The following is an 11,648-nucleotide window of genomic DNA, read 5'->3' as shown; positions in this document are numbered from 1 at the left end:
CATACGTGAGGGGCGGCCGCAGAAATGCGGCCGCCCCTCACCCAAGATTGTCCGGGCCCTAGTGGCCCTGCTCGTCACGGCGGCGCTGCCAACGCTGCTCGATCCGGTTCATAACGGTCCGGTGTTGCCTGGGCTGGCGGCGTTCGCCACCGCCTCCGGCTGCCTGTCGCTCACCCGGCTTGGGCGCTTTGCGCCAACCAGTGACCGCAAGGACCGCACAGCCGAGCATGACGAGGAACCCCACCACGCTGATCCAGATCTGCTGGGCGACCATTCCGGCCATGAGGAGCGCGATACCCACCAGGAAGCCAGCGACCGCCTGGTAGACCCGTCGCCGGGTGTACGTACGCAGCCCGCTTCCCTCGAGCGCTGTCGCGAACTTGGGATCTTCGGCGTACAGCGCTCGCTCCATCTGCTCGAGCATTCGCTGCTCGTGCTCCGAGAGCGGCACGGAGTCCTCCTCGTCAATCGGCCGCGGGGGCGGCCGGTATGCGGCCCTTTCAGGATAGGCAGGGATTCGCCCCCGTGAAACCCGCCCTCTTTGCCAATCAGCCAGTCCGGGCCGCCACGACGGCTCAGCTGCTGAGGCGTTGATTCCCCAACCTCCGATCCGTCATGCCGGATGGTGTCCCCCGATCATACGGGGCGAAGCCCCCGATCGGGGGTCCTGGGGCGTACTCCATCTGCGGCTGCGTCCCTGATCAGCCGCGCTACAGCTGAGCTACCACCGGTCGGCGGCCGCGCTCAGGCGCGCTTCGTGCCCAGAACATGCAGCTGCGTCGCGACCGAGTGGAATGCGGGCAGTTCGGCCGCGGCCGCCTCCAGCCTGAGCAGGGCCTCCATGGCACCGGGCTCGGTGTCCACCAGGACGCCTGGTACAAGGTCGGCGAAGACCCGTACGCCGTGCACCGCGCCGACCTCGACGTCCGCGGCGGAGACCAGTTCGGTGAGCTGCTCCGCGGTGTAGCGCCGGGGCACCGGGTCCCCGTCGCCCCAGTGGCCCGCCGGGTCGCTGAGCGCCTGCCGGGCCTCGGTGAAGTGACCGCCGAGCGCCCGGGCCAGAACCGCGCCGCCGAGCCCGGCGGCGAGCAGGCTGAGCGCACCGGACGGACGGAGAGCCTCGACCGCGTTGCGCACACCCTCGGCGGGGTCGTCCACATACTCCAGGACTCCGTGGCACAGCACCGCGTCGTAACCACCGCGCTCGACCACCTCGAACAGGCCGTGGATGTCGCCCTGGACCCCGCGGACCCGGTCGGCGACCCCGGCCTCGGCGGCTCGGCGCTCCAGGGCGAAGAGCGCGTTGGGGCTGGGGTCGACGACAGTGACCCTGTGGCCGAGACGTGCTACCGGCACCGCGAAGTTGCCGGTACCGCCGCCGGTGTCCAGGACATCCAGGGCGTCCCTGCCGGTCGCCTTGACCTGGTGGTCGAGGGCGTCCTTCAGGACCTCCCAGACCACGGCGGTACGGAGGGAGGCGCGTGGGCGCAGCTGGTCCGACACGGCAGATGACTCCTCGGCACGGTGCCGCCGCTGACGGCGGAGCGTGAACAGTGCGGGTGGTGGTGCTCTCCACCCTATTGCCTCGCGCCCCCGTCACCCTCATCCAGCGTCGGGCCGGTCCTTCCGGGCCTGTGGGAGCACCGGCCGAAGCGCCGGCATCCGCTCGACCAGGCGCAGGAACATCGCTGCGTCACGCAGCAGGTCGTCGGCGTCCCGCCGGCTGGCCGCGCCCGGTATACCGGCTTCCGCACGGGCCCTGCGACGGGCACCGGAGGCGAACAGCGCACTCCATTCGGTCAGCTCGGGGGCTATTTCCGGGAGGACCTCCCAGGCGCTGCGGATCCGCTCCCGGCGCCGCCTGGATGTCTCGGGGCGTCCCCGCACAGCAAGCACGGCGGCGGCGGTGCGCAGCGCGGCGAGGTGGGCGGTGGCATACCGCTCGTTCGGAACGTCGAGAACGGCGGCCTCGTCGAGGCCTGTGCGGGCCTGGGCGAGCAGATCGAGGGCGGCGGGCGGCGCCGTGGTGCGGCGCAGAACGGGATGGACATCGTTTGCCGGACCGGTCAGCGAGGGGGCAGGGCCGTCTGCGCGGCGCCGGGGTGCGGCTGCTGCGGACGAGTGGGCCATGACGAAACCTCCTGTCTCGTGCAACGGCTCCGTGGCCGTGTGTATCCATCGTGAGGGGCACCACTGACAATCAGGCCCACCTATCCCCTGACCTGCCCTTTTGCTTCGAGCGCGAGTTCGGGCTATTTTTCTGGACTGACCAGTCAGTTCAAAAACGAGGAGTGTCTGTGGACAGCCCGCACGGGGCAGCTGTCACCGCCGAGGATTTCGGGCTCAAGGGGCCACGCGGCTGGGCCTTCCGCGGCGTAGGCATCAACGCCAACCCCGGCTCACTCGTGGCGATCGAGGGCCCGTCCGGCTCCGGCCGCACCTGCCTGCTGCTCGCCCTCACCGGCCGGATGCGCCCCTCCGAGGGCCAGGCGGAGATCGGCGGACTGCGCCTGCCCCGCAAGATGGCCGCCGTACGCCGCATCAGTGCGCTGGGCCCGGTGCCCGGGGTCAGCGAGCTCGACCAGGCCTTCACCGTCACCGAGCACCTGCGCGAGCGGGCTCTGCTGCAGCGCCGCTTCGACGGCTCGCTGCGCGCTCTGCTGCGTCCGCGGCGCGAGCGCAGCGCGGCCGCGCGGGGACGCATCGACGCGGCGCTGGACACCGCCGGGCTCGACCCCGCCGCCCTGCCCAAGGCCGAGCGGACCTCCGTACGGGATCTGGAACGGCTGGAGGCGCTGCGGCTGTCCATCGCCCTCGCGCTGATCGGCCGTCCCCGGCTGCTCGCGGTGGACGACACCGATCTCAAACTCTCCGACTCCGAACGGGCCCAGGCCTGGGAGCTGCTGCGGTCGATCGCCGACAGCGGGACGACCGTGCTCGCCGTATGCAGCCAGGCGCCCGAGGGCGCCATCACCGTACGTACTGGCACCACGGCCGCACCTACGGACGCTCAGGACACCGCAGCCGAGGAAACCACCACGACCGAGGAGGGACCGGCCGATGCGTTCGCCAAGACTGGCCGCGCTTGAGCTGAAGCGTTTCGGCAGGGGAAAGCTGCCGACCGCCGCACTCATCGCGCTCCTGCTGCTGCCGCTGCTCTACGGTGCCCTGTACCTGTGCTCCTTCTGGGACCCGTACAGCCGCCTCGACAAGATCCCGGTCGCGCTGGTCAACGACGACAAGGGCGCCACCGCCGCCGGGAAACACATCGCGGTCGGCGACGAGATCACCAGCGAGCTCCTGGACTCCAAGACCTTCGAGTGGCACGAGGTGAGTTCCGCCGAGGCGCTCAAGGGCGTCGAGGACGGTACGTACTACCTCTCGCTCACCATGCCGTCGGACTTCAGCAAGCAGATCGCGTCCAGTTCGGGTGACTCCCCCGAAACCGGCGCGCTCCAGGTGCAGACCAACGACGCCAACAACTACATCGTCGGGCAGATCTCCCGGACGGTGTTCTCCGAGGTGCGCACCGCCGCGTCGACCAGCACCTCGCGCAGCTACCTCGACCAGATCTTCATCGGCTTCTCCGACATCCATGACGCGACGGCGGAGGCTGCCAAGGGTGCCGACGACATCAAGGGCGGCATCGGCGCGGCGGAGAAGGGATCGCAGGATCTGGCGGACGGGCTGAAGGATGCCCAGGCCGGCAGCAGCAGTCTGGCCAGTGGAATCACCAAGCTGAACGAGGGCGCGAGCGACCTCGAAACCGGCTCCCGGCAGGTCGCCGACGGCACCCAGCAGCTCGCTGACAAGGTCAGCGGGGTGGCGGCCGACGTCCGCCCGTTCTTGAAGGACAACGGCAAGTCGATCGGCGACACCGCCCGGCTGGTCGCCGATTCCACGCAGACCATACGGGACAACCTCGACCTGCTGGTGAAGTCGGCGCCCACCGCGGCCACCGCCGCCCACACGGCCTCCGACGACCTGGCCGAGGTCTACCGCACCCAATGCACTGAGCAGCCGCCCGCCGACCCCACCGTCTGCCCGCCGCTGGAGCACGCGAAGGCCGCGGCAGCCGATGTCGCAAAGGTCGCAGACGATGTGAATGCGCTGGTCACGAACCAGAACGGCGATCTGAAGAAGCTGAGCGCCCAGTTGACCACGCTGCAGCAGCAGGCCAATGACCTGGCCGAGAGCGCGCCGCACCTGGACGAGGACCTGAAGTCCGCGGTGAAGAAGGTCAACTCGCTCAACACCGGCGCCCAGGCGGTCGCCAAGGGAGCGGACGATCTGCACACCGGCCTGGCCGCGGCCAAGTCCGGCTCCACCGACCTGGACACCGGTGTGAGCGATCTCAAGAAGGGCGCGACCGATCTGGACGGCGCGCTGATCCGGCTCAGCGACGGTTCGGCCGCCCTCGCCCAGGGACTCAACGAGGGCGCCGGCGAGATCCCCGACTACGACAAGAAGGACCGCGACGCGCGTACGGAAGTCATGGCCGACCCGGTGCAGCTGGCCTCCAAGTCGCTGCATGAGGCCGCCAACTACGGCACCGGCTTCGCCCCTTACTTCATCCCGCTCTCCCTCTGGGTCGGCGCGATGGTGGCGTACATGCTGATCCAGCCGCTCAACCGGCGCGCACTCGCTGCCGGGGCCTCCGCCTGGCGGATCGCCTTCGCGGGCTGGCTGCCGGTGGCCGCGATCGGCCTGGTGCAGGTGGCCGCCCTGATGTCCGTACTGCACTGGGGGCTCGGTCTGCAGATGGCCCATGCCGCCGGAACGATCGGCTTCCTGGCGCTGGCGACTTGCTGCTTCGCAGCGATCATCCAGTGGCTCAACGCCCGGTTCGGGGCTGCGGGACGGATTCTCGTGCTGGCGGTGCTGATGCTCCAGCTGACCTCGGCCGGGGGTACGTATCCCGTCGAGACCAGCCCCGGATTCTTCAACGCGATCCACCCCTACCTGCCGATGAGTTACGTCGTTGAGGGGCTGCGTCGGCTGATCACGGGTGGCGGGCTCGGACCCGTCTGGCAAGGCTGCGCGGTGCTGCTGGCCTTCACCGTGGCGGCGCTCGCACTGACCGCGGTCTCCGCCCGCCGCAAGCAGGTGTGGACCCTGGACCGGCTTCACCCGGAACTGAGCCTGTGAGCGCGCCCGGACCTGTGAGAATCAGGGGCATGGAAAGCAGTAGCACCACGCGCCGCCAGGCCACCCGGCAGAAGCTCTACGAGGCGGCCGTGACTCTCATCGCCGAGAAGGGCTTCTCTGCGACCACGGTGGACGAGATCGCCGAGCGCGCCGGGGTCGCCAAAGGCACGGTCTACTACAACTTCAAGAGCAAGACCGAGCTCTTCGAGGAGTTGCTGTGCCACGGCGTCGGCCTGCTCACGGCATCGCTGCGCTCGGCGGCAGAGGAGACCGCGGGGCGCGGCGGCACCCGGGTCGAGGCCCTGGACGCGATGATCAGGGCCGGTCTGGCCTTCATCGACCGCTATCCGGCCTTCACCCAGCTGTATGTCGCCGAGCTGTGGCGCACCAACCGGGCCTGGCAGGCAACCCTCCTGGTGGTGCGTCAGAAGGCTGTCGCCGTGGTCGAGGATGTGCTGCGCGAGGGCGTGAAGAGCGGTGAGCTCAGTGAGGAGATCGACATCCCGCTGACGGCCGCCGCCCTGGTCGGCATGGTGCTGGTGGCGGCCCTGGACTGGCAGGCGTTCCAGCCGGAGCGGTCGATCGACGATGTGCACTCGGCGCTGTCGCTGCTACTGCACGGGCGGGTCAGCGGACGCTGACACCCGCGGCCGGGCGGACCGAAGCGGCCCGCGCGCACAGACGCACAAAGACGCCGGTCCGGCGAGGCTCGATCCCCCCGAGCCTGCGCCGGACCGGCGTCTGCTGTGCAGCCGGAGAACCTTCCCCCGTGACCCCCGTTTCCCCCGTGGTCCTCGGGCTCTCCGTCGTGCTTCCCCGTTCCGGAAGGGGTGCCGCGCCCGTTCCGCCGCCCCGTGTCGGCGGTGCCGGTGCCGCGCCCCTTTCCGTGGGCTCCACTCTCCCGTCCGCGCTGGTGGGAGCCCATCCGCGCACCTACTCATCTCGTTGCCTAGGTACGGATACTCAGGGCTGCGCACCGAACCCCACTCCGGGCCGATCGCCGTCTGGTTACGATCGCGTCCGTGTCCGTACTCCCTCTGGTGTTCACAAGCGGCTGGGCGAGCGGGGTCAACGCCTATGCGGTGGTCCTGCTGCTCGGTGTCTTCGGCGCGACCGGGATCACCGACGAGGTGCCCGCAGCGTTGCAGCGCACCGATGTCCTCGTCGTCGCCGGTGTGCTCTTCCTGTGCGAGGTGGCGGCGGACAAGATCCCGTACGTGGACTCGGTCTGGGACTCGGTGCACACCGTCATCAGGCCGGTCGCCGGTGCCGTCGTGGCGGCGCTGCTGGCCGGCGAGAGCGGTTCGCTGCCGGAGCTCGCGGCCGGGGCCGTCGGCGGTTCCACCGCGCTGATGAGCCATCTGGTGAAAGCCGGCACGAGAATGGCGGTCAACACCTCCCCCGAGCCGTTCACCAATATCGCGGTCAGCACGGCCGAGGACCTGGGCGTCGCGGGAATCGTCACGTTCGCGATGTTCCATCCGCTGGCGGCCGCGAGCATCGCCGCGGCATTGCTGCTGCTCGGCATGGTGATACTGATGTTCCTGGCCTCACGAATCCGGCGGTTCCTGCGCCGCAGGGCCCGGCGCCGCGAGGAGAAACACCTGGCCGGAGCCGGTTCGCACTGGCCACTGGACTGAGTGTCACAGGCGGCCGTTAAGGTCACTGACATGGCACGAATTGCGGTGATCGGCGCCGGGATGGGCGCGATGGCGGCGGCCGCCCGGCTCGCCGTGGCAGGCCACCGGGTGACGGTGTACGAGCGGTCGGAGACCTTCGGCGGCTCGGTCGGCCGGCATACCCATGAGGGTTTCGCCTTCGACACGGGCCCCACGCTGCTGCATCTGCCCGCGGTCTACCGCGACTTGTTCGTGAAGACGGGCAAGGAGCCGCTGGAGCGGTGCGTCACCATGACCCAGGTCGATCCGGCGAGCCGCCACATCTTCGCGGACGGTACGGCGGTCTCGCTGCCGAATGCCTCACGGGCCGGGGTGGTCGCCGCCTTGGACACCGCGCTCGGGCGCGGCGCGGGCGCGGCCTGGGGCGAGTTCCTCGACCGGGCGCGCGATGCCTGGGACCGGTCCCGGCGTCCGCTGCTGGAGGAGCCGTTGCGCTCCGACTGGCAGGTGCTCGGCCGTGATCCGTATCCGGCACTCCGGCAGCGCCGGCTGCTGCGCCCGGCCCGTCAGGCGGGCACGCTGACGGAGGTCGGAGCGTGGGAGCTCCCGGACCCCCGGCTGGCCGCCCTGCTCGACGGGTACGCCCTGTCGTACGGGCTCGACCCGCTGCGCGCCCCGGCGGCGGCCGCCCTGCTGCCGTACATGGAGGAGACCTTCGGCAGCTGGTACGTCTCCGGCGGGATCCGGGCCCTGGCGCAGGCGGTGTACGAGCGGTGCCTGGCCCGGAAGGTGGAGTTCGTCTTCGGCGGCGAGGTGGCCCGGGTCGTCGAGAAGGACAGCCGGGCGGCGGGCGTCGAACTCCTGGACGGGACGGTTGCCGAGGCCGACCATGTGGTGCTGGGGGCCCGTCCGCATCAGGGCCTGGTGCCCGGTCAGGAGATCCGGCGGGACGGCGATGTCGCGGTGCAGCCTCGGCAGGGGCAAGGGGTGGTGCCGGGCCGATTCCTGGTCCTGCTGTCGCTGCGCGGCGCCCGGCCCGCCGATGCCGTGCACCGGACCCTGGTGCACCCGGCGGACGGCGGCGCGGAGCGCGAGGCGGTGTTCGGCGGAAGGCTCGCCGATCGTCCCACGGTGACGGTGCTGCGCCCGGACGACCCGTCGACCCGCCCCGACGACGCACACGAGGCAGTGACGCTGATGGCAACGGTCGCCCCGCACGGGGCGGTGGACTGGATGGACACGGCGCTGCGCGAGCGGTGTGCCGACGCGCTGATCGATGCGGCCGGTGCGGCCGTGCCCGGCATACGGGAGCGGCTGCTCCACGCCGAGGTGCGGACCCCGGCCGAGACGGCGGCCGACACCGGCGCCGAGGGCGGCTCGGTACCCGCACCCGCGCTGGCCGGGGCGGAGGGCGCGTACCTGCATCCGGGCAATCGCACCCGGGTGCCGGGGCTCTACGCCGCGGGCGGCTGGTCGCATCCCGGCGGCGGGCTCGCCCACGCGGGGATGTCGGGGGCACTGGTCGCCGGGCTGATCGTGGAGGGGGACGGTTTCCGGGGCTCCCAATGAGGGAGAAGCGGGCGGCCGACGGCGCCACCGGCGTGCGGGGCAGGTCCGGTCGACGCCCTGCCCCGGGTATCCCCCGCCGCCCGCCGCCCCTGCCGGACCGTCGTCAGTAGCGGTACTCCTGCTCGTCGTAGCCGTTGCCGTTGGCGTAGCCGTTCGGGTACGGGGCGGGCCGCTCCGGAGGTGTGGGGTACTGCTCGCCCTCACGCTGCTGCGGCACCCAGACACCGCCGGGAGGGGTCTCGGGGGCGTACTGCTGGGCGTACGGGTCGGCGGTGTGCTGCTGCCGGTCGCCGGGGTTGTCGTAGCCGTTGCCGTAGCTGTCGTACGCGGCATACTGCGTGGAGCCGCCGGTGGTCCCGGTCCCGATGTACGGGTCGGAGTACGCGGCGTACTGCTGCCGGTCGGCGCCGTAGTCGTACTGCCCCGCGAAGGAGTCCTGCCCGGCGAAGGAGTCCTGCCCGGTGAAGGCGCCCTGACCGCCGAAAGGGTCCTGGCCCGCGTAGGGGTCCTGTCCGGGCGTCGTCGCGTACGCGGAGTGGTCGGCGTGGGGGTCGTACGCGGCGTACTGCGGCTGCTGCTCGGGCTGCCGGCCCTGGCTCTGTCCCTGCTGCGACCGCTGGTGATCGCTGTAGACGCCGTACTGCCCGGTGTCGTCCGGCAGCGGCTCCGGTTCGTAGACCGCAGCAGCAGGTGCTGCGGCGTCCGCCTGCTCGTCGTACCGCACCTCCAGGTCCGACACCTCCAGCGTGGGCTCGCGGCTGCCCCGGTCGCTCCGGCCCCGGCGGCGACGGCTCTCGCCGGGGCTGCCCCCTATCGCCCAACCGGTGGAGAAGCCGCGCCGGAAGGACAGCGTGACGTACGTCTGACCGGTCGCGAACGCGATCGCGCCGACGGCGATGACGAACACGGACGGCATCAGTACGCCGACCACCACACAGCCGAAGCCTGCGAAGGCGAGCAGACGCCAGCGAAGGCGCGCCTTGTACTGCAGGAGCACCTCGCCGAGCAGCCACAGCGCGACAATTCCGAACGCGATGTAGAGGACTGTCCAGCCCATGCCCGCCCCCTCCTACGGCCACCGCCCCGGGGTCGTGGCGGGTACGGCCGGTCACGACTGCTTGTGCAGTCCGAGATTCTCGTAGATTTCAAGCGTCGCGGTCGAGTTGTTGAGCGTGATGAAGTGCAGTCCGGGCACACCCTCGGATCGCAGCCTCGCGCAGAACTCCGTTGCGAAGTCGATACCAATGGAGCGTACAGCGGCGGGATCGTCCTTGGCGGCGAGGATGTGTTCTTTCAGCGCGGAAGGGAAGGACGCGTTGCTGAGCTGCGCAAATCGGTCCAGTTGCTTGACGCTGGTCAGCGGCATGACCTCGGGGATGATCGGCGTTTCGCAACCCGCAGCGACCACGCGGTCACGCATCCGCAAATAGTCCTCCGGATTGAAGAACATCTGGGTGATCGCATAGTCGGCACCGGCGCGGCACTTGTCCACGAAATGCCGGATGTCGGTGTCCCAGTCGGTCGAACGCGGGTGCATCTCGGGAAATGCCGCAACGCCGACACAGAAATCGCCGGATTCCTTGATGAGCCGGACGAGATCGGCCGCGTACCGCACGCCCTGCGGGTGCTTGACCCACTCGCCCATCGGGTCGCCGGGCGGGTCTCCGCGCACGGCGAGGATGTTCCGAATCCCGGCGTCGGCGTACTGCCCGATCATGTTGCGCAGCTCGGCGACGGAGTGGTTGACCGCCGTCAGGTGGGCGACCGGGGTGAGGGTGGAATCGGCGGCGATCTGCTGGGTGGCCTTGACCGTCCCGGCACGGGTGGAGCCACCGGCCCCGTAGGTCACGGAGACGAAGCTCGGCCCCACCGCCTCGACGCGGCGCAGCGCATTCCAGAGATTCCGCTCGCCCTTCTCGGTCTTGGGCGCCCAGAACTCGAACGAATACGAAGTCTTGCCGGTCGCAAGGAGCTCACGCACCGTGGGCGCGCGATCTGTCCTGATAGAAGGTGTGCCAAGGGCCATATTGGCAGGTTAACCAGAGCGCGACGAGCACAGGGCCGGACCAGCACTATTTGTCTGAATTGACCGACTGTTCGTCCACCCTTCGGACATCTGGCCGGATCACGCTCCGGCGCGCGCCCGGATTCTCTTGGCCAGCTCGGCAGTGGCGGCGGCCGGGTCGGCGGCCTCGGTGATCGCCCGTACGACGACCACCCGGCGCGCTCCGGCGTCCAGCACCTCGTCGAGGTTGCCCGTGTCGATCCCGCCGATGGCGAACCACGGGCGCCGCTGGTCGAGCGAGGCTGCGTACCGCACGAGGTCCAGGCCCGGGGCGTACCGGCCCGGCTTGGTCGGGGTGGGCCAGCAGGGGCCGGTGCAGAAGTAGTCCACCCCGGGCTCGGCGACGGCCGCGTCGACCTCGGACTCGGCGTGGGTGGAGCGGCCGATCACCACGCCCTCGCCGATGATGGCTCGGGCGGCGGCAACCGGCAGGTCGCCCTGACCGAGGTGCAGCACATCGGAGCCGATGGCGTGGGCGACATCGGCCCGGTCGTTCACCGCGAGGAGCTTGCCGTGGCGCCTGCACGCTTCGGCGAAGACCGCCAGGTGTTCGAGTTCCTCGGCCGCTTCCATGCCCTTGTCGCGCAGCTGGACGATGTCCACCCCGCTGGAGAGAACGGCGTCGAGGAACGCGGAGAGGTCGCCTTGGCGCCTGCGGGCGTCCGTGCACAGATAGAGCCGGGCATCGGACAGCAGCGCGCGAGGCGTGGACATGGTGCGGTTCCCCCTGGAGAGCGTCGCGGAGCGGTCGTCGGCACGGCGCGGGGTGCGGGCAGCGCACTGCTGCGCGGCCCGCCCCTCACATGCGGCCTGCGGTCAGACGGCGAGCGCCTGGGCGCGGCGCTTCACCTCCGTGCCGCGATTCTCGCTCAGCGCCTGGGCAGGGGTGCCCGGCAGGGTCGGGTCGGGGGTGAAGAGCCATTCCAGCATCTCTTCGTCTGTGAAGCCGTCGTCCCTCAGGAGCGTCAGGGTTCCGGAGAGGCCCTTGACCACCTTGGTGCCGTCGATGAAGGCGCCGGGCACCTGGAGCGCCCGGTTCTCACCACGTCGTACGGCGATGAGCTGGCCCTCCTTGACCAGCTGCCGCACGCGGGTCACCTCGACACCGAGCATCTCTGCGATGTCGGGAAGGTGGAGCCAGTCGGGGACGAGAGCATCGATCTTTGCGTCAATCTCGGTCACAGGGACAAGCGTGCCATCCCGGACCGACAGTCGGTAGCCGGGCCGACCGTACGGGGGTCGGGATA

General features: G+C 70.4%; 12 protein-coding genes. 5 read left to right on the top strand and 7 right to left on the bottom strand.

All coding sequences use genetic code 11. The annotated features are described in order from the left end of the window. Positions 1-58: 58 nt before the first annotated feature. From ACH4EW_RS21420 to ACH4EW_RS21410, 3 genes are all read right to left on the bottom strand, one after another. Positions 59-451: a DUF3040 domain-containing protein gene (locus ACH4EW_RS21420; protein ID WP_398259119.1), complete on the bottom strand. Its 393-nt coding sequence runs from the start codon at positions 449-451 to the stop codon at positions 59-61. Positions 452-744: 293 nt separating this feature from the next. Further along, positions 745-1,503 carry a class I SAM-dependent methyltransferase gene (locus tag ACH4EW_RS21415; protein WP_398259117.1) on the bottom strand — a complete coding sequence of 253 codons (759 nt, stop codon included), beginning with the start codon at positions 1,501-1,503 and terminating at the stop codon, positions 745-747. 99 nt (positions 1,504-1,602) lie between these two features. Continuing rightward, on the bottom strand, positions 1,603-2,130 hold the full coding sequence (locus ACH4EW_RS21410) for an SAV_6107 family HEPN domain-containing protein (RefSeq protein WP_398259115.1): 528 nt from the start codon (positions 2,128-2,130) through the stop codon (positions 1,603-1,605). 167 nt (positions 2,131-2,297) lie between these two features. Between ACH4EW_RS21410 and ACH4EW_RS21405 the strand changes: the two genes are divergently transcribed. The 5 genes from ACH4EW_RS21405 to ACH4EW_RS21385 all read left to right on the top strand — a co-directional run bounded on the left by ACH4EW_RS21405 (position 2,298) and on the right by ACH4EW_RS21385 (position 8,336). Further along, positions 2,298-3,089 carry an ATP-binding cassette domain-containing protein gene (locus tag ACH4EW_RS21405; RefSeq protein ID WP_398259113.1) on the top strand — a complete coding sequence of 264 codons (792 nt, stop codon included), beginning with the start codon at positions 2,298-2,300 and terminating at the stop codon, positions 3,087-3,089. Further along, positions 3,061-5,148 carry a YhgE/Pip family protein gene (locus ACH4EW_RS21400; protein ID WP_398259111.1) on the top strand — a complete coding sequence of 696 codons (2,088 nt, stop codon included), beginning with the start codon at positions 3,061-3,063 and terminating at the stop codon, positions 5,146-5,148. Before ACH4EW_RS21405 ends, ACH4EW_RS21400 begins: the two co-directional genes overlap by 29 nt. A 29-nt stretch (positions 5,149-5,177) precedes the next feature. Continuing rightward, positions 5,178-5,789, top strand: coding sequence for a TetR/AcrR family transcriptional regulator (locus ACH4EW_RS21395; protein ID WP_398259109.1), 612 nt, complete (start codon positions 5,178-5,180; stop codon positions 5,787-5,789). A gap of 381 nt (positions 5,790-6,170) precedes the next feature. After that, the gene (locus ACH4EW_RS21390) at positions 6,171-6,788 is read left to right on the top strand and encodes a DUF4126 domain-containing protein (protein ID WP_398259107.1); all 618 of its coding nucleotides are present in this window, start codon (positions 6,171-6,173) and stop codon (positions 6,786-6,788) included. A 30-nt stretch (positions 6,789-6,818) separates the two neighbouring features. Next, complete coding sequence (locus ACH4EW_RS21385; protein WP_398259105.1) at positions 6,819-8,336, top strand: phytoene desaturase family protein; 1,518 nt, start codon at positions 6,819-6,821, stop codon at positions 8,334-8,336. Positions 8,337-8,439: 103 nt separating this feature from the next. Here ACH4EW_RS21385 and ACH4EW_RS21380 read toward each other — a convergent pair whose 3' ends face one another. From ACH4EW_RS21380 to ACH4EW_RS21365, 4 genes are all read right to left on the bottom strand, one after another. Next, positions 8,440-9,393: a hypothetical protein gene (locus ACH4EW_RS21380; RefSeq protein ID WP_398259103.1), complete on the bottom strand. Its 954-nt coding sequence runs from the start codon at positions 9,391-9,393 to the stop codon at positions 8,440-8,442. Positions 9,394-9,444: 51 nt separating this feature from the next. Then, entirely contained in the window at positions 9,445-10,362 is a 918-nt protein-coding gene (metF, locus tag ACH4EW_RS21375; RefSeq protein WP_398259101.1) for a methylenetetrahydrofolate reductase [NAD(P)H], read from the bottom strand. Positions 10,363-10,461: 99 nt separating this feature from the next. Next, positions 10,462-11,115: a thiamine phosphate synthase gene (gene thiE / locus ACH4EW_RS21370; RefSeq protein WP_398259099.1), complete on the bottom strand. Its 654-nt coding sequence runs from the start codon at positions 11,113-11,115 to the stop codon at positions 10,462-10,464. 102 nt (positions 11,116-11,217) lie between these two features. Continuing rightward, entirely contained in the window at positions 11,218-11,583 is a 366-nt protein-coding gene (locus ACH4EW_RS21365; protein WP_398259097.1) for an Rv2175c family DNA-binding protein, read from the bottom strand. Between the last annotated feature and the right edge of the window lie 65 nt (positions 11,584-11,648).

The organism is Streptomyces sp. NPDC018000 (genome assembly GCF_044328025.1).
Taxonomy (GTDB): Bacteria; Actinomycetota; Actinomycetes; order Streptomycetales; family Streptomycetaceae; genus Streptomyces.
This window is presented reverse-complemented; position numbering and strand designations above follow the sequence as displayed.